Raw genomic sequence first — 18,980 nt, 5'->3', positions numbered from 1 at the left:
GGCGCCGCCGGCCGTTGCGGCGGCAGCCTGCGCCCTGGCCCGATCCCGGCCCCAAAATGCTACCGGCCCCTCCGTATGGCTGGCCAATGCGAGGCCAAGGGCGCGCGCTACCCGCCCGGTTCCGACAATGCCGATCCGGCGATAGGGCAAATTTTCCATCATGGCGCGCCTATAACCGGTTCCGGCCCAGAGCGCGACGGCCGGCCTTCAGATGATCGCCAGCACACTGGTGAAGATGATGCGGACAAGATCCGCCTGCCCCCCCGCTCCAGTCTTCGAATAAATTTTCTTCGAATAGTTGCGCGCAGTCTCGATCGTGATGCCCAACTCCCTGGCTGCTTCGGCGATGGATCGACCCTGCGCGATCGCCCATGCGAGGCGCGCTTCGCTTGGCAGCAGACCAAACAGGTCGGTCAACTGATCGCATCGGTCGTCGCGCGACCAGCGATCGCCGCTCAGATAGACGATCGCCGCGGCGTTCGAGCCTGGCGAGGCGTGCCGGTCGTGAACCGGCGTCACGAAAATGTCCATCCAGGGGTCTTGGCTCAGACGAAAGGCGCGCGGCCTGCTTTCCGCATCGCAGGCGAAGGCCTTGATCAGTGCGGCCACGTCCCGATCGACCGAGGCGGAAGCGAAGGTCAGGCGATCATAGCGGCCGTGGCGGAGCAGGCTGGTGCGGCGGAAGATTTCGTCGACATTGGGTGACTGATCGACGATGCGGCAGCGCGAATCGATGGTGAGCCAGCCGAAATTCAACCGCCCCATCATCTCGGAGGAAATGGACGAGCGCATCCGTTCCCGCTCCAACGCCACGAAATTATGCAGCGCGATCCGAACATGCCGCGTGATCCGGCTGAGCAGCGAGCCTGTCGCGGCGCTGAAGTCGCGATCATTGACGATCGTCAGCCAGGCGTCCGTGCCGCCAGCCTCCGTCAGCCGCACGCTGCGTAGATAGCCCATGCCACCGGGCACCAGCACCTCATCGACAAAGGAGCGCTGGATCGCATCATTCGGGTCCATCAGTTCGGGCAGGGCATAGACCCGCCCTTCGCGCATCCGGCGGTGCGGCAGCGGGTCGTCGCCATAGCGTTCGAACAATCGCTGCTGGAGATGCTGAGGCAGTTCCCGGCCGGCGAAGAGCTGGACGATGGGGCCTTCCGGCGGCCGGAAGAACAGCGCTGCATAGGAAGCGCCGGTTGCGCTCCGCAGCATCTCGAGAAAGCGGTGCCACAACGGCTGTTCGAACATGCCTTCATAGAGGGCTGCCAAGAGGTCGGACTCGCCCGTGTTCACCATGCGCATAAGGATTTTTGACATGCTCCCATATGGGAGGTCAACATCCTTCGCTAATATGACAGAGCAACATGGCCCATGCCCTGGAGAGACCATGTTAGATTCCAAGACCCTGACCCATTTGGAGCGACTCGAAGCCGAGAGCATCCACATCCTGCGCGAAGTGGTGTCGGAGGCGGAAAAGCCGGTCATGCTCTATTCCGTCGGCAAGGACAGCGCCGTGATGCTGCATCTGGCGCGCAAGGCTTTCTATCCCTCGCCGCCGCCCTTCCCGCTCCTTCATGTCGACACGACCTGGAAATTCCAGGCGATGTACGAACTGCGCGACCGGATGGCGCGCGAGAGCGGCATGGAACTGCTGGTCTATCAAAATCCTGAGGCGCAGGAACGCGGCATCAACCCGTTCGACCATGGTCCGCTGCACACCGATATGTGGAAGACGGAAGGGCTGAAGCAGGCGCTCAACCTTTACGGTTTCGACGCGGCCTTTGGCGGTGCGCGGCGCGACGAGGAAAAAAGCCGGGCGAAGGAACGCATCTTCTCGTTCCGCACGGCAAGCCATGGCTGGGACCCGAAGAACCAGCGGCCCGAATTGTGGAACCTCTACAACGCCCGCAAGAACAAGGGGGAGAGCATCCGGATCTTCCCGATCAGCAATTGGACCGAGCTGGACATCTGGCAATATATCCACCTGAACGACGTGCCGATCGTGCCGCTCTATTTCGCGGCGCCGCGCCCGACGGTGGAACGGGACGGCATGTTGCTGATGGTCGATGACGATCGCTTCCCGCTGCAACCCGGCGAAGAGCCGGTGATGCGCTCGATCCGCTTCCGCACGCTGGGCTGCTATCCGCTGACCGGGGCGGTGGAGAGCGAGGCGAAGACGCTGCCGGAGGTGATCCAGGAAACCCTGCTCACCACCACATCGGAGCGCCAGGGCCGCGCCATCGACAAGGATGCCGGCGGCGCGGGCATGGAGAAGAAAAAGCAGGAGGGGTATTTCTGACGCGCCACGTCATCCGCGCAGCGGGTGACGAAGCGTCAGCCCCAGCGCAGGCTGGGGTCTCGTGCCTCCGGGCCGAACTCCTCCCCCAGATCAACGAGATGCCGGCTTTCGCTGGCATGACGGGACAGATGACATGACCGACATTCTCGACGAACCCATCTACAAGACCGACGCCCTCATTGCGCAGGATATCGACGCATATCTGAAGGTGCATGAGCATAAGACGATGCTGCGCTTCATCACTTGCGGCAGCGTCGATGACGGCAAGTCCACGCTGATCGGCCGCCTGCTCTACGACAGCAAGATGATCTTCGAGGATCAGCTCGCCGCGCTGGAAGCCGACAGCAAGAAGGTCGGCACACAGGGGCAGGAGATCGACTTCGCGCTTCTGGTGGACGGCCTGGCCGCCGAGCGCGAGCAGGGCATCACCATCGATGTCGCCTATCGCTTCTTCGCCACCGAAAAGCGCAAGTTCATTGTCGCCGACACACCCGGTCATGAACAATATACCCGCAACATGGTGACCGGCGCATCGACGGCGGACCTGGCGGTCATCCTGATCGATGCGCGCAAGGGCGTGCTGACGCAGACCCGTCGCCACAGCTACCTGGCGCATCTGATCGGCATCAGCAACATCGTGCTGGCCATCAACAAGATGGACCTCGTCGATTATGACCAGACGGTCTATGACGCGATCGTCAAGGATTATACCGAGTTCGCGAACAGCATCGGCATCAAGGCATTCACGGCCATGCCGATCTCCGGGTTCAAGGGTGACAATATCACCGCTTCTTCAGCCAACACCCCCTGGTACAAGGGACCGGCGCTGATCGAGCATTTGGAAACGGTAGAGGTCAACAGCGCGACCGACGCGGAAAAGCCTTTCCGTATGCCGGTCCAGTGGGTCAACCGCCCGAACCTCGATTTCCGGGGGTTTTCCGGCCTGATCGCGACCGGCACGGTGAAGCCGGGCGACGCGGTCCGCGTGCTGCCTTCGGGTAAGACCAGCAGCGTCACCCGGATCGTCACGCTCGACGGCGACCTGGAGCAGGCGGTGGCCGGCCAGTCGGTGACGCTCTGCTTCGCCGATGAAATCGACTGTTCGCGCGGCGACGTGATCGCTCTGGCCGACAATCCGCCCCAGGCGGCCGACCAGTTCGAGGCGACCATCGTCTGGATGGCCGATGACGAGATGCTGCCGGGCCGCTCTTACTGGCTCAAAATCGGGACGCAGACCGTGACCGCCACGATCCAGCAGCCCAAATATCAGGTCAATGTCAACACGATGGAGCATCTGGCGGCAAAGACGCTGGAACTCAACGCCATCGGCGTCGCCAACCTGTCTACCGACAAGCAGATCGTGTTCGAACCCTATGCGGACAACCGCACGCTGGGCGGCTTCATCCTGATCGACAAGATCAGCAACGCCACCGTCGCGGCGGGGATGCTGCACTTCTCGTTACGCCGCGCACAGAATGTCCATTGGCAGGCAACCGACATATCCCGCGAATTCCATGCTGGCCTGAAGAACCAGAAGCCGGCGGTCCTGTGGTTCACCGGTCTGTCGGGCGCAGGCAAATCGACCATCGCTAATCTGGTCGAGAAGAAGCTGGCGCGAATGAACCGCCACACCTTCCTGCTCGATGGCGACAATGTGCGCCATGGCCTGAACAGGGATCTGGGCTTTACCGACGCCGACCGCGTGGAAAATATCCGTCGCGTGGGCGAGGTCGCCAAGCTCATGACCGATGCCGGTCTGATCGTCATCACCGCCTTCATTTCACCTTTCCGCTCCGAACGCGATATGGTGCGGCAGATGATGCAGCCGGGGGAATTTTTTGAGGTGCATATCGATACGCCGTTGGCCGATGCGGAAGCGCGTGATGTCAAGGGACTCTACAAGAAGGCAAGGGCCGGCCAGCTCAAGAATTTCACCGGCATCGACAGCCCTTACGAGCCACCGCACGATCCCGAGATGCGCATCGACACGACCGCAATGACCGCCGAGGAAGCGGCCGACGCCATCGTCGCGAGGCTGATTCCATGAGCGCGGGAGGAGCAACGATGAGCGACGCCGATCTGGCCGCTCATCTCGCGGAGGTGGCGGGCCGCATCCTGACGGAGGTTCGCTCGTCGGGCCTGTTCAGTCCCAAGGCGCTGGGCAAGGCTGGCGATCAGACCGCCAACCAGTTCCTGTGCCATGCCCTGCGCGAAACGCGTCCTGAAGACGGGTTGCTGTCCGAAGAGGAGAAGGATAACCCGATCCGGCTCGACAAGAGCCGGGTGTGGATCGTCGATCCGGTCGATGGCACGCGCGAATATGGTGAAGCCCGCTCGGACTGGGCAGTCCATGTCGGCATGGCGATCGATGGCCAGCCTGCGATTGGCGCGGTCGCGCTGCCGGGACTGGACCTCACCGGGACCGGTAGCGGCACTGTGCTGCGGTCGGACCAGCCCCGTCCGCTGCCGTCCGCGCCGGAACGCTTGCGGATGGTCGTCAGCCGCACCCGCCCCGCCGCCGAAGCAGTAGCGGTCGCCCAGACTCTGGACGCCGAACTGGTGCCGATGGGCTCGGCCGGAGCGAAGGCGATGGCCGTGATCCTGGGTCAGGCCGACATCTATCTGCATAGTGGCGGCCAATATGAATGGGACAGCATGGCGCCCGCCGCCGTCGCCATCGCCCATGGCCTGCACGCCAGCCGCATCGACGGCGGCCCGCTTCGCTATAATCAAGCCAATGTCTACCTCCCGGACCTTCTCATCTGCCGCAAGGAACATGCCGAAAAAATATTGGGTCTGATCGCCGAGTTGGCGAGCGAAGGCGCGAATGCGCCAGAATAAGGACTGGCCCTAACGCCGCATGAAGCCCATCCAGCGCAGCAGCCAATAGGTGACGCCCGCCGCGCCGGCCGCAGTCATCGTCGCGACCAATGTGCCGTGCGGACCCTGTGTGAGCGGCAGGCCACCTGTATTCATCCCGAACAGGCCGGTCACAAGCGTCGCGGGCAGCATCAGGGCGGTGATGATAGAGAGGATGTAGAGATTCTGGTTGGTGCGCTGCGCCGCCTGAATATCGACCTCGTCTCGCAGCAGCCGCAACTGGCCCTGGACGCTCAATATGTCGCCGTCGATCGACTGCAATCGCTGCGCCAGTTTCTCGACGGTGGGAAGCAATCTGGCGGGCAATTCCTCATCCTGCTCCAGCCGCTGGAATACCCCGCGCATATCGGTCAGCAGCCGATGAATCTGGCCCAGCCTCCGGCGGATACGAAGCAGATCGCGCGGTTCGGGCGCATGGTGGCCGTCCAGAAAGGCGTCCTCCGCCGTCTGCACGTCGTGACTGAGCGCGCGGGCGATGTCGGCAATGTTCGTCGTGATGGCGCCCACCAGCAGGTCCAGCGCCTGCGCCGGACCATTGACGCCGCCATCGCGTTCCAGCCGGCTGCGAGCGATATCGGCCGACCGTAGCGGATGCAGCCGTGTCGTCAGCATCAGGCTTGGGGTCAACGCGATTCGCAGCGCGCCCACCCGATCGGTATCGGCGACATCGAAATCGCGTTCGAAATCATGCAGGACGCAGCCGACACTATTCCCGTCCACCAGCGCGCGCTGATGCGTGTCGGGCGACAAAAGCAACTCCTTGATCTGGGGCGAGAGGGCATCGGACCCGGTGATCCATTGCCGTGTGCCATAGTCGGCAAGGTTGAGATGAAGCCAGCGGAACGGCCCCGCCCGCTCCGCATCGCATCGCGCAACAGATGTTGCGCCCCCGTCGGCCGAGAAGTCCAGCCCCCAGATGAGGCCTGGTCCCATGCCCTGGACAGGCATGGGAACGTGGAACAGAGAGTCGCGATCCGGTGTCGTATGCCGCTCCTTCAGCCGATGACCTGGGAAAAGAGCAAGTAGAGCAGCCCGGACAAGGCTATCGAGGCCGGCAGGGTCAGAACCCAAGCGATCGCCAAATTGCGGATGGTGTTCATTTGCAGACCGGATCGGTTCGCCGCCATGGTGCCGGCAACGCCGGACGACAGAACATGGGTGGTCGATACGGGCAGGCCCAGATGATCCGCACCCATAATGGTGCCCATGGCGACCAGTTCTGCGGCCGCGCCTTGTGCATAGGTGAGGTGTGACTTGCCGATCTTTTCCCCTACCGTCACGACGATCCGTTTCCAGCCCACCATCGTACCCAGGCCCAGCGCGAAAGCGACGGCGACCTTGACCCATGTCGGAATGAAGCGCGTCCCCGCATCAAGCGACCCCCGATAGGTCGCCAGCGTGGCGTTTTGTGCTTCGGACAGATGGGCGTCTTCGTCCTTGCCCAGCCGCTTGATCGCTTCGGCGGCGAGATACATGTCATTGCGCATGTTGCTGACGGCAGCCGCCGGCACCTTTGCCAGCGATCCATATTCCGACACCTGTTGATCGACGTCGCGGATGAGCACCGCCAACGCCGGCACCGTCGCGCCCGTCAGTGACTTGTCCGCGATATAGCGCGTGATTTCCTTGCGCCCCTGCGCCGCCGTAGCGTCAACCTCCGGCGTCACACCAAGCGCAGCGGCCGCGGCGCTCGAATTCTGGTGGAATTCGATCGTGTACCGCTCCGGCACGGCGCGGTTCAGGGCATAAGCGGTCGGCACCGTGCCGATCAGGATCAGCATGATGAGACCCATGCCTTTCTGCCCGTCATTGGAGCCATGGGCGAAGCTGACGCCTGTGCAGGTGAAGATCAGCAGGGCGCGAATCCACGGCGGCGGCGGCACACCATCTTTTGGCTCGCGATACAGCTCCTCCTTGCGGATCAGGATCTTCATCGCGATGAACAGCAGGGCCGCCATGCCGAAGCCGACCAGCGGCGAAAAGAGCAGCGCCTGACCGATTTCGGTCGCCTTGCTCCAGTCAACGCCGGCCGTGCCGCTCTTGCCGTGCATCATCGCATTGGCGACGCCCACGCCGATGATCGAGCCGATCAACGTGTGCGAGCTGGACGACGGAATGCCCAGCCACCAGGTGGCGAGGTTCCACAATATTGCTGCGATCAACAGCGCGAACACCATGGCGAAGCCCGCGCTCGACCCCACTTGCAGGATGAGTTCCACCGGCAGCAGCGATACGATGCCAAAGGCGACCGCCCCCGTCGACAAAAGCACGCCCAGGAAATTGAAGAAGCCCGACCAGACGACCGCGACATTGGCCGGCATGGCATTGGTATAGATGACGGTCGCGACGGCGTTGGCCGTATCGTGGAAACCGTTTACAAATTCGAAGCCCAGCGCAATCAGCAGCGCCACGAACAGCAGGATGAAGGGCAGGTAAGTGGTCGCCTGCACTCCCGCCGAGCTGGCGTCGGCATAGATGCTGTATGCGACATAGAGCAGCGCGACGACGATCGCTGCGGCGAAACCGATCGTGCCGACTACGCCCAGCCCCTTGTCAAGATCAGGCCTGCCGGCGCCGCCGTCCATGGCGATCGTTGCACTCATTCGAATCGTCCCCTTCGCTCGGGCAAAAATATGACCAAATTCTTGCTAGGTCGCGACAATGACAGAAAGGTTGCAAAGGGTCAGTTCGTCCCGAGCTTCACCTGTTCCAGCGGCCCTATATCGAAGCAGACGTTGCCCTCCCCCCTGCGCGCCACCCTGGCCGCTCCCAGAGGAATCCCTTGCGAAAGGCTCCCCTGGACCCGACTGTTCCAGCCAATCCCGTCGCGGCGAGCCGTGAGCGAGATCGAGCGCGATGCTCAGCGACCCTTCGAGGCGCAACGGCCAATCACCGGATTACAGCGCCAGCCACCGGCAAAAGGCGCCAGATGATAGCCATTGGCGTAGATGTTGGGAGCCGACAGATAATCGGTCGACACCACCTGCGCGCCACTCGCCAGTGCGGCCTCTCGACGGCGGGGATCGTCGTTGCGCGCGTCGATCGTGTCGATATCGGCCCGCGCGCGCACGATATAGCCCTTCTTCACTGCATCACGGATTGCGGCCCGATGGCTAAGGGCGTTGTCGAGCAGCAGAAAGGCGGTATGCGCCATGCCGGGCTTCCCCTGCACGAACGCCATGCGTGCTTGCAGCGAGGGACGGCCATCCAGATAGGGACCAAATGCCGCCAGGTTCATGCCCGGCACCAGGAAGAGAAAGACGAACTTGCCGCGCGCCGCCTTCACCGTCGGCCAGCGCCGGGCGAGCGCTGCGGCTTCGAGCGTGGGCATGTCGCCGCGCAGATCGTCGGGCGTGAAAACCTTGTCCCGGCCCAGGATGCTGCGAATGCTGTCGTCCACCTCGTCAAACGCCGCCTTGTCGAAAGGCGGCACGGCCGTGGCGCCCGGAATGGCACGCTCGAGCCCGCTGAGCTTGGGCTCCAGCAGGACGAAAACCGGGCTGTGGTCAGGCTCGGCATCCGACCATTGGCGCAACAGCGTCAGGCAGGATCGAAAGCTGGGACATTGGCTGCGAAAGTCGAGATCGGCGACATGAAACACCTTGAGGCCCGGCTTTGCCAGTTCGTCGCGATAGATGGGCGCCAGATCGGTTGCGCCCCGCGCGCGCAGTTCGCGATAGGGCAGCGGATCGGCATAGGCGCCGCCCTTGGGATCGGGCTGCAAGTCGATCTCGATGCTGCGCACCCCGCTGCGCAATTGCGCCTGAAGCGGCATCTGCACATAGTCGAGCGCCTTGGCCATGTCAGTGAGACCGCCGGGATGTTCATCCTCCATCGCGGCGCGTTGGGCCGGCGTCATCGCGCCGCCCATCTTCTCCATCAGCGCGGACAGGCGCGGCGCCATCAGCGCCATGACACGGGGATCGGCAGGCAGAGCATAGCTGTTATGCGTGCCCACGACCTGGATCTGGTTGATGGGCAGCGCATCATCCTGCGCCGCGCCGCCCATCGCTCCCCAAGCCGCGCCCGAAGCGAGCGCAACGGCGGCCATGCCGCCGGCAATCATCTTTTTCATGGTGTATGTTCCCGAAGGCTATGGAGAGATTAGAAATTCACGTTGACGAAGCCACCGACAGTGCGGCGCGCATTGGGCGAGGTATAATGGAGCAGACCAAGCGCCCCATATTGCTGCCATCCGGTCGAGAAATAGGTGTCGAAAACGTTGCGGGCGTAAACGCCGACCTCGACCGTCTTGCTGGGCAAGGTGAAGGCGATACGGCCGTTGACCAGGCCATAGCCGGGCACATTCGAATAATCGGGCTGGCCCACCACCGTCCAATATTCGCTGCGATAGGCATAGTCGGCATGGGCGCGCAGGCCCAGGCCCGATCCTAGTTCCGTTTCATAGTCGATCGAGGCCGTGCCCGCCCATTCCGGCGAGTTGGTGAGGCGCGATCCGGTATAGTCAGTGGTCGCATTATAGACATAATCGGTGAATTTGGCGTCGGTGTAGGATAGCGCGCCCGACAGGGTCAGGCCCCTTATCGGCTGCACCGCGACATTGCCTTCCACGCCCTGCGTGCGCAGGCCGCCTGCATTGCCGATCACCGTCGCGTCGAGCAGGCCGCCCGCGCCGTCGGGAATCTTGGTCAGGATGGTCGCCTGGAAATCCTTGAAGTCCGACCGGAAGACGTCGAGGTTGAACCGCAGGCGACGGCCGAACCACTCCGACTTGATCCCCGCTTCCCAGGCCTTCACCGTCTCGTCGCGATAGGGCGCATATTTATTGCCGACAAAGGCGATGCCGGCCGGCTTGTAGCCCGTCGAATAGGTCGCGTAGAGCATCACATTATCGCTGACCTGCCATTGGGGGGCGATGCGATAGGAGAAATTGTCGCCCTTCACTCGCCCGAAATCGACCGCCGGCGCGGCGCTCGATCCCACGAAGGTCGGCGAATAGCCCGCGACCGGAACCGGATCGATGGTGATGAAGTCCAGGCTCTGCGACACATTGTCATGGGTGTAACGGCCGCCCAGCGAGAGGCTGAATTGCGGCGTGAAATTGAACTTCACCTGGCCGAAGGCGGCGATCGTCTCATTATTCGCATCGAACAGCGAGGCGTTGGCATCGACGCCGGTCGCGCCGGTCAGCGCATAGAGCGTCTGGCGCGGCGTCCCGTCGGCATCATAGAGCGGCGCGCCCAGCGTCGCCCATTGCAACTGGGTCTGGCGGGCGTGCAACTTGTTGTAGAAGCCGCCGACGAGATATTCGACAAAACCGCCGGTGGGCGAGGCCAGATGGATTTCCTGGCTGACCTTGTCGGTGTCGAGATCGCCGATGTTGAAGGGGATGAAGGCATATTGATCGGTCGGAGCGAGGTTCGCCGGCGTCGAGTTCACATAGCGGGTGATGCGATAGGCGGTGATCGACGTCAGGTCATGATCGCCCAGCTTGGCGTTGAGGCGCAGCGAAGTGCCCCATTCCTCGGTCGTGATCTCGCCAAAGGAGGAATCCGCCGTATCCGCGCTTCGGGGTCCGGGATGGACGCCCAGATTGTTCAAAATTTCCGTGAGTTCCGCCGACTGCCCCGAAACGGGCGTGCGGACGCTGCTATCCCAGTGATAGGCATAGTCGCCGGACAGGATCATGCTGAAATTGTCGGTCGGTTCGACCAGCAGCCGGGCGCGGCCGCCATATTCATGCTGCGACCCGACAAGGCGGTTAAGCGTCACGTTGCGGCCGAAACCGTCGAACGCTTGGTCGAAACCCGACACGCGCAACGCCGCCATCGACCCCAGCGGAATATTGGCGGTGGCGTTCAGGATGCGTTCGTCGTGCTGGCCAAGGCTGGCAGACGCCCGCAACGTGGTCTCGCCAATCTTCGGCGTACCGGTCGAGACAGCGATCACGCCTGATGTCGCGTTTTTGCCGAACAAAGTGCCCTGCGGCCCCATCAGCACGTCGACGCGCTCGATATCGACCATGCCGGTCAGGCCGTTTGCGCGCTGGCCGTCCATCACCACGTCATCGACCACGACGCTGACCGACTTGGCATTGGAAAAGTCGAAGGAAGTGCTGCCGACGCCGCGGATCTGAAAGGCCGCGCCCTGCGTCGGGTCATATTGCACGCCCGGCATCATATATTGAAGATCGGTGACCGCCGTATAGCCGCTGTTGGCAATGGCCGCTCCATCGACCGACTGGATCGCCAGCGGAACCTTCTGGCTGCTTTCGCTGCGACGCTCGGCGGTCACGACGATCTCCGGCAGCGCGTCGGCGGGCGCGGCCGCTTCTTCCGCATGAGCCGCTCCCACGCCCAGCGGGAGGGCGCCACCCATCAATATTGTCGAAAGCAGATAGAAACCGCGCTTTGCCTTGAACCCCAACATATTCTTCACTCCGTCCCATCGAACCGTTGGGCGGCGCACTAGATATTGAACTTTACCGTTTTAAGACGAATGTTCGAATATAAAATCATCTTATTGGTATAATTAAGACATATGTTCGACATCAGCGATTAGTCGCACCAATTGAGGGAGCGGCTCGGTCAATCCGCCCTTGGCCATGGCGGCCACGCCGTGGCCGATCAGCGCCACGATCACCGCCTGAATCCGGGCGCGATCCGAATCGACGGGGATACCGATCCATTCCGCGATGTGGGTGTGGACATTTTCCGCGCGTCGACGTCGCATATCGGTCGCAAAAGGAAGGAAAGCCGGGTTTCTGGTTGCGAGCAACGCGCATTCATGAGTCAGGCGGGCGACCGCGCCACTGCCCGGCGCCGTGCCATAGGATGTGCGGATTTCCGCGCGCATCCTTCGATAAATGGCCTCGACCCCGCTGAAGACGATGTCCCGGTGCGTAGGAAAATGATGCGCGATACTGGACGCCGCCATGCCCGAACGCTGCGCGACGGCCCGGTGGGACAGGCCATCGACGCCATCGGCCACGATAAGGTCGGCAATATGATCCGCCAGGTCCGCCTTCACGCCCTGCGGCACAATATCGGCCGAATCCAACGCATCGGCGGACGGAATGGCGAGGCGGTCGACCAGGCTCATATGCCAGCGGCTCCAGCCCGGATCGACTGCCGCGCCCGCATCCCGCAACAGACCGCGAATGGTCGATTGCCGCAGCAGGCGATAATCGAGAATATCGCACAGGGCGACCGTAAAGGGCCGCTCGTCCATGCAATAGCTCGCGATGGCCCAGGCCAGCCGCTCGCCATCCGGATGGCCGCGCAACATTTCCCGCCACATGACTTCCGCCGCGTCGAGCAGCAGCGGCACCGACGGCAGAATGTCGGGTGTCCGGCTGGCCAACAGCGCCAATTCGCACGTGACGATGGCGGACACCCGCCCCTCTGCCGCCATCTGGTCCAGCCAAGCGCCGACCAGGTCGGGCAGCATGTCCGTCGAAAGCGGCTTCACGTTACGGACGCGCCCCTTGAAATCCTCGCTAACCTGGCCGAGCAATTCTATTTCCCGCTCCACCACCGCCGCCATCAGCGCCGCGCGGTCGCCAATGCGATAGCTGATCGATCCGACCGACATCTCGGCCTGCTCGGCGACCGTGCGCAGACTCATGCCAGCCAGTCCGCGTGCGGCGATGACGGTACGGGCGGCGTCGATGATCGTCGCATTGGCCTGTATCTGACGGATGGCGGAACGCTGGGTCGGTGTCGTCATGCGCCCATGCATATCGCGCCGGCGGCTACAGTCCAGCGCGCTACCGCCTGCGACCATGAGGTCGGGGCGATCTTTAGCCCGGCAGCGGGCGGGCGGTCCTATCTGTCAGGCTACGCCCGACCAAGCGGTCGAAGCATAATCTACATTTCCGCCGACAGCGCATGGATCGGCAGCAGGGCGGCGCCAAGGGTGATGGGCGACCCGCGCAGGCCTGATATCTGCACTGGCGGACGACGCTGGCAGACGGTCGTGACCAGTTCCGCGCTACGCAGACGATCCGCCAGACCTTGCAGAATGACGGGTGGCAAGGTGCCGGCCAACATGATCGCGCCGGGGTCGAGCCAGGCGAAAGCGGTATTGCACACGGTTTCAAGTTGCTGCGCAGCGCGGTCGAGCCACCGCGCGATCGTCGGTGCTTGAGCGGCGTCGGCAAAGTCGATCTCCGCCAGGGACGAAAGATCGCATCCGTTCGCCCTGAGCGTCGCCAGAAGGTCCAAGGGGCTGGGACGGGGCAGATGGCCGGGAAACAGGCAGCCGATTTCACCCGCCACCCCATATTGTCCCCGAACCAGCCGGCCATCCGTTATGACACCTGCGCCGATGCCGAAACCCAAAAGCAGCACGACCAGGGTGGAAAAGTCGCGCATCAACCCGTCGAGATAATATTCGGCGATCGCCGCGGCATTGGCATCATTGTCGATCCACAATGGCCAACCCATCTCGGCGGAAAATATCTCCCGCAACGGCGCGTTGCGCCAATTGGGCAGAACATCGACGACGCTCCACCTGTCATCCGCCGCCGATAGCGAAGGGCCTGGCACGGCGATGCCGATTCCCAGCATTCGTCGCCCCAGCAGACCGTGGCGATCCACGAGCATATGGGTCAGTTGGCGCACCTTGCGGGCGAAAGCCTTCGGGTCGATCGGTTCCGTCGCCTCATGATGAGTTGCGATCGTCGCGCCGGTGAAATCGACCAGCGCAATGTCGAGCAGACCCTTATGCGCCGTCGCTCCAACTGCATAGCCGCCGCCGGCGGCCAGGCGTAACGGAACGGCGGGCCGCCCCCGCCCATGGGTTTCGGCATCCGGCAGCTCCTCGATGACCCCCAGCGCCAAAAGATCGCGCGACAGGCGGGTCAGGGCGGTTGCGCTGATCTCCAGCGCCACCGCCAAGGCCGACCGCGACAATGGCCCCGATCGGCGCAACATCTGCAGGATGCGCCGCTGATCCTTGTCCAATATCGGAAAATACATTCTGCCACCCCGGCAAGCTCGCCCTGGCTCATTCGCCTATCGGCTATTATTTATTTTCACAACAATAATTAAAAACGTCATACTGGACGACCAGAGGCGCCCCGACCAGCCAGAGGGGACTTCCAATGCTCAAGACCTTGCTTGCCACCGGCACCGCATTCGCGGCGCTTTGTTCGACCTTTGCCGCGCCTGCCTTTGCGCAGACCGCGGAAGCGGCCCCGGCCGCTGATGCGGCCGATGGGCCGAACGACATCATCGTCACCGGTTCCACCCGCGCCCAGCGCCGTTTCGACGTGTCCTATGCGATCAACACCATCTCGCAACAGGATGTGGAAAAGATCGCACCTGTCAATTTCGCTGACCTGATCGGCCAACTGCCTGGTTTTCAGACGGAAATCACCGGCGGCGAGGTGCAGAATATCTACCGCATCCGCGGCCTGCCCAATGACGGCGGGTTTGTAAGCTTCCAGCAGGACGGCCTGCCGCTGTTCCATGAGAATGACGGCGTTTTCTTTCGCGGCGACGCGATCCTGAAGCAGGACCTGATGACCGACCGCGTCGAAGTCGTGCGCGGCGGTCCGGCGGCGGTCTATGCCAGCTATGCAGGTGCGATCATCAACGCGATTACCGCGACCGGCAGCGACGATCCACGCGGCAAGGCGCAGGTGACGCTGGGCGACACCGGCCTTTACCGTCTGGACGCCTATCAGGCCGGGCCGATCAACGACGATACCTTTTACGCCATCGGCGGCTTCATGCGCTATCATGACGGCTATCGCGACAACGGCTTCCCCAATGACAAGGGCGGCCAGATCCGCGCGAACATCAAGCATGATACCGACAATGGGTTCATCAAGCTGAGCCTCAATTACGTCAACGACCACAATGTTTTCTACCTGCCGATCCCGACGGCGGATCCGCGCGATCCCAGCAAGTCGCTCGATCGCTATATCGACTATTTCGAAGGCACGATGAACTCGCCCGCCTTCCGCAACGTCAATCTGAAGTATCGCGACGGCAATGGCCAGATCCAGAGCCGCAACAGCGACCTGTCCGATGGCCGCCACATGCAGATGGTGAATGTCGGGGCGCAATATGAGGGCGATTTTAACGGCTGGCTGGTGTCGGCAAAGGCCGGCTATACCCAGGGCAAGCTCGATTTCACCGCTTTCTACTCAACCACCAACCCGGCCGATGCCGACAGCTTCGCGGCCGGCTATCTGACCCGCGCGACGGCCGCTTTCGGCGCGGTCGACAGCTTCGCCTATGTGCTGGCCGGCACCAACACCGCCTATGACCCTTATGCCAAGTCGGGCCTGGTCATGCAGGGCCAGTATCGCGACATCCATTCCAAATTCTATTCCGCCCAGGCCAATTTTTCGGTCGCGCGCAAGTTCGAAACCGGCATCGGCAGCCACGATATCAAGCTGGGCCTCTATGGCAGCCTCTATGGCGAGGACAGCCGCACCCTCTATCAAAATTATCTGATCGAAGTGGCAGGGCAGCCGCAAACGCTCGACCTGGTCGCTTATGACGCGAGCGGCGCGGAGATCGGCCGCGTGACAGACAATGGCGTGCTTAACCATGCCGCAACACTCAACCAGGGCGACAGCGATGCGAAGATGTTCGCGCTCTACGCCAACGACACCTGGGAGGTCGTGCCGGGCCTGCGCATCGATGGCGGCATCCGTCATGAACGCTACAGCTACAAGGGCTGGGCGGCGCTGACCGAACAAGCCAATCTGGGCGACCCCACGACGCTCGCCGACGACACCACCCGCGCCTTCACCGGCGTCATCATCAACCAGAAGCGCAAGCCCAACGTCACCAACTGGACGATCGGCGCCAATTACGACTTCAGCCGCAATATCGGCGTCTATGGCCGCGCGTCGCATTTGGAAACACCGCCCAACGTCCAGACGGTGATGAGCATAAATCCGACCATCATCACCACCGTCGCCGATCAATATGAGGCGGGGCTGAAGCTGGCTTTCGGCCGCTCCTATCTCTACATTACCGGCTTCTACACCAATTTCGATCCCCTGAACGCATCCTTCCTGGCCTATGATCCCACCACGGGCCGCAACGACGTCAACGTGCCCTTCATCGGCGAGGCGCAGGTCAAGGGTGTCGAATTCGATGGCAGCCTGGCGGTAACGCCCTGGTTCACGCTCAACGGCGCACTCACCATCAGCGATCCCAAATATAAGAATTTCGAAAGCACGACCGGCGCCGACCCGGAACAGGCCGAAGGCAATCAGATTGTCCGCCAGCCCAAAATCTACGGCAATATCCGCCCGAGCTTCGACTTCCAGGCGGCAGACACCGACTTCTCCGTCTATGGTCGCTACACTTATATGGGCAAGCGCTATGTCGATCTTTACAACAACACCGCCCTGCCCTCCTATGGCACGATCGGCGCGGGCGTTACGGCGCGGCGTGGCAGTTGGCAGCTTCAGGTCGTCGGCGACAATCTGTTCAACGCCCATGGTTTGACCGAAGGCAATACCCGGACCGACTCGCTCGCTGGTCAGGGCAGTTCGGAAGCCATTTACGGCCGCCCGATCTTCGGTCGCAACTTCCGCCTCGTCATCAGCAAGTCCTGGTGATGGCCCGCCGCCCCGGTCACATGGCGACCCTTATCGTGACGATGGCGGCGGTTGCGCTCGCGGTTGCCCCGGCTCATGCCGGGGCGGCTCGCGACGCGGTAACCGAACGACTGTCGCAACGTCTCTTCCCGCTGTTCGACGCGGTGGGGCGCAATCATGCTACCCTCTCCAAGTTGAAAGACGATCCGGCCGTGGCGCCCATGCTTGACGTCCGGCTGACGCGGCGGACGGCCTGCGCGGACGACCCGCTGTGCACCGCCAACGCCTTGCTCTGGACGCCCGCTGAAGCAGCAACGTTGAGCCACGCGGCGGCATCGCTGACCGACCTTGCCGCACCGGACGATGGGCTTTCCGCGCAAGTCGGGCGGGAAGTCGCGGGCGTCAACATCATCCTGCGCAGCTATGGCCTGGGCGGCGTCCCCGCTTATCCCGATATTGACGGCGCCGGCGCGATCGAGCCGCGCGAGCGGCAGGCGCGACTGCAAGCGGCCCAGTGGCTGGCGCAAATGCCACGGGAGGGATCGGCGCAAGCGCTCGACCCCAGCATCGATTATGCGCTGGCGCTGCTGGACGTGAGCGACCGCACCGACGCGATCGGTTATGAACCTCGCAATGGCGGTGCCAATGCGCCCGCGATGCGCCGGGCAAAGTCGATCGACTGGAACAGCTATCGCTACACCGCCCTCATCGTCACTGGGGTCGGCCCCGAAGTGGACGGCATGGCGGTGAGCCCCTTCGGCAAATATCATGTGCGGCTGGCCGCTGAGCGTTTTGCGCGCGGCGAAGCGCCATTCATCGTCATCACCGGCGGCCGGGCGCATCCGCGCGCCACGCCCTTCGCCGAAGCCGAACAGATGCGCAAGGCGCTGATCGACCGTTTTGGCGTGCCTGCCGAGGCGATCGTCATCGAGCCTTATGCCCGACACACCACGACCAATTTGCGCAACGCCGCACGCCTGCTGCTGATGATGGGGGCGCCACTGGACAGGGACGCGCTGATCGTCTGCAATCCAGGCCAGAGCGCGATGATCGAGAGCGCGGACTTTGTGAGGCGCAATGCCGACGAGTTGGGTTACCAGCCCGGCGTGGTGGGCGCCCGCCTGTCTCCCACGGAATTGCTGTTCCGCCCCTCCCCCATGTCGAACCGCGTCGATCCGCGCGATCCTCTCGACCCCTGATCCAGCCAAGGAGCCAATCCATGCGTTCCCCGCCTCTAGCCGCTCTTGCCGCCATCTGCGCCCTCATGCTCCAGCCGGCGACGGCTCTGGCCTGGGGCGGGACCGCCCATGCGGCGATCGACCGCGCCGCGATCGAGGCCATTCCCGATGATGGCCCGGTCTTTTTCCGCCAATATATCGATTATGTCGCCGCCTCCGCCTCGCTGCCCGACAGCTGGCGCGGAGCATCGGAGAATTTCTCGAAGATTGAGGAAGACCCCAATCATGGCTGGTTTCGCGAGCAATTCACATTCGTGAAACCGATCCCGCGTTCACGCTACGAATTCGTCCTCGCGCTCTACAAACATTATGAGCAGATCAAGGACAGCGATCCGCAGATCGCCGCGCGGACCAACATCCGCTGGACCGGCACCCTGCCCTATGCCGCGATCGAGGCCTATGATCGGCTGGTCGTATGTATGCGCTATGTCCGTAAGGCGCAGGCCGAAGGCGGAGATGCGTCGGTGCCCGAGCAGCATTGCGCCTTCCAGGCCATTCGCCTGGGCCATTATATCGGCGATGGCGCGCAGCCATTGCATGATTCGGTCAATTCCGATGGCTGGCTGGGCAACAATCCCAAGGGCTATACGCGCGATCGCAGCATCCATGGGCGGTTCGAAAGCCGCTTCGTCGATGGCATGGGCCTGACGGCAGCGGACATCACCCCCCGCATCGGCGCGCCGGGACATCGCAGCGGCGACATGTTCGACGCGGTGCTCGCCTATCTGGACGAAGCCGGCGACAAGATGGAGACCGTCTATCAGCTCGAACAGCGCGACGGCTTTTCCAATTTTGCCGACAAGAATGTCCGCGCCCTGATTTATGAGCGCACGACCGCGGCCGCGTCGATGTTCCGCGACATGCTGTGCCGAGCCTGGGCCGAAAGCGCCGAGCTGCCGGTCAAGGTCGAGCCTTCCCCCCTCGATTTCAGCAATCCGCGTTTCAATCCGGAAACAGGCTCCGCCCCGGACTGATCGAAGAAAGCGCGCCGCCGTCCCAGCGCGGCGAGCAAGCGCGCATGTCGGGCATGGTC

Annotated in this window: 13 protein-coding genes; 6 read left to right on the top strand and 7 right to left on the bottom strand. The window is 62.8% G+C overall.

Translation table 11 applies throughout. From position 1 onward, the window contains the following. Positions 1-207 precede the first annotated feature (207 nt). Positions 208-1,248: a helix-turn-helix transcriptional regulator gene (locus C100_RS38500; RefSeq protein ID WP_442800320.1), complete on the bottom strand. Its 1,041-nt coding sequence runs from the start codon at positions 1,246-1,248 to the stop codon at positions 208-210. A gap of 139 nt (positions 1,249-1,387) precedes the next feature. Here C100_RS38500 and cysD point away from each other — a divergent pair, with 139 nt between their 5' ends. The 3 genes from cysD (at position 1,388) to C100_RS38485 (ending at position 5,140) form a co-directional block, all read left to right on the top strand. Next, on the top strand, positions 1,388-2,299 hold the full coding sequence (gene cysD / locus C100_RS38495; protein ID WP_024020431.1) for a sulfate adenylyltransferase subunit CysD: 912 nt from the start codon (positions 1,388-1,390) through the stop codon (positions 2,297-2,299). 133 nt (positions 2,300-2,432) lie between these two features. Continuing rightward, a complete protein-coding gene (gene cysN, locus C100_RS38490) occupies positions 2,433-4,346 on the top strand; it encodes a sulfate adenylyltransferase subunit CysN (protein ID WP_024020430.1) in 1,914 nt (637 codons plus the stop codon). Positions 4,347-4,363: 17 nt separating this feature from the next. Next, positions 4,364-5,140, top strand: a complete 777-nt coding sequence (locus C100_RS38485) for a 3'(2'),5'-bisphosphate nucleotidase CysQ (RefSeq protein ID WP_024020429.1) — start codon at positions 4,364-4,366, stop codon at positions 5,138-5,140. A gap of 9 nt (positions 5,141-5,149) precedes the next feature. Here the strand turns inward: C100_RS38485 and C100_RS38480 are convergent, their stop codons facing one another. The 6 genes from C100_RS38480 to C100_RS38455 form a co-directional block, all read right to left on the bottom strand. Then, a complete protein-coding gene (locus C100_RS38480) occupies positions 5,150-6,112 on the bottom strand; it encodes a CorA family divalent cation transporter (RefSeq protein WP_024020428.1) in 963 nt (320 codons plus the stop codon). Between the two features lie 62 nt (positions 6,113-6,174). Then, a complete protein-coding gene (locus C100_RS38475) occupies positions 6,175-7,782 on the bottom strand; it encodes an inorganic phosphate transporter (protein ID WP_024020427.1) in 1,608 nt (535 codons plus the stop codon). Between the two features lie 257 nt (positions 7,783-8,039). Then, entirely contained in the window at positions 8,040-9,254 is a 1,215-nt protein-coding gene (locus tag C100_RS38470; RefSeq protein WP_024020426.1) for a Ca2+-dependent phosphoinositide-specific phospholipase C, read from the bottom strand. 29 nt (positions 9,255-9,283) lie between these two features. After that, positions 9,284-11,569 carry a TonB-dependent receptor gene (locus C100_RS38465; protein ID WP_031309687.1) on the bottom strand — a complete coding sequence of 762 codons (2,286 nt, stop codon included), beginning with the start codon at positions 11,567-11,569 and terminating at the stop codon, positions 9,284-9,286. 102 nt (positions 11,570-11,671) lie between these two features. Beyond that, the gene (locus C100_RS38460; RefSeq protein WP_037530643.1) at positions 11,672-12,868 is read right to left on the bottom strand and encodes a TetR/AcrR family transcriptional regulator; all 1,197 of its coding nucleotides are present in this window, start codon (positions 12,866-12,868) and stop codon (positions 11,672-11,674) included. Positions 12,869-13,008: 140 nt separating this feature from the next. Next, positions 13,009-14,121, bottom strand: coding sequence for an ROK family transcriptional regulator (locus C100_RS38455; RefSeq protein WP_024020423.1), 1,113 nt, complete (start codon positions 14,119-14,121; stop codon positions 13,009-13,011). Positions 14,122-14,246: 125 nt separating this feature from the next. On the opposite strand from C100_RS38455, the gene C100_RS38450 reads away from it, so the two are divergent. From C100_RS38450 to C100_RS49380, 3 genes are read left to right on the top strand one after another with little or no spacing between them, the layout of a single operon-like run. Continuing rightward, a complete protein-coding gene (locus C100_RS38450) occupies positions 14,247-16,730 on the top strand; it encodes a TonB-dependent receptor (RefSeq protein ID WP_024020422.1) in 2,484 nt (827 codons plus the stop codon). After that, positions 16,730-17,908, top strand: a complete 1,179-nt coding sequence (locus C100_RS38445; protein ID WP_024020421.1) for a YdcF family protein — start codon at positions 16,730-16,732, stop codon at positions 17,906-17,908. Before C100_RS38450 ends, C100_RS38445 begins: the two co-directional genes overlap by 1 nt. A 20-nt stretch (positions 17,909-17,928) precedes the next feature. Then, positions 17,929-18,921, top strand: coding sequence for a nuclease (locus C100_RS49380; protein ID WP_235219096.1), 993 nt, complete (start codon positions 17,929-17,931; stop codon positions 18,919-18,921). Positions 18,922-18,980 lie beyond the last annotated feature (59 nt).

Origin of the sequence: Sphingobium sp. C100 (assembly GCF_000508185.1) — a bacterium.
Classification (GTDB): domain Bacteria; phylum Pseudomonadota; class Alphaproteobacteria; order Sphingomonadales; family Sphingomonadaceae; genus Sphingobium.
Note: the sequence above shows the minus strand (reverse complement) of the source record. Positions and strands in the feature narration are given on the sequence as shown.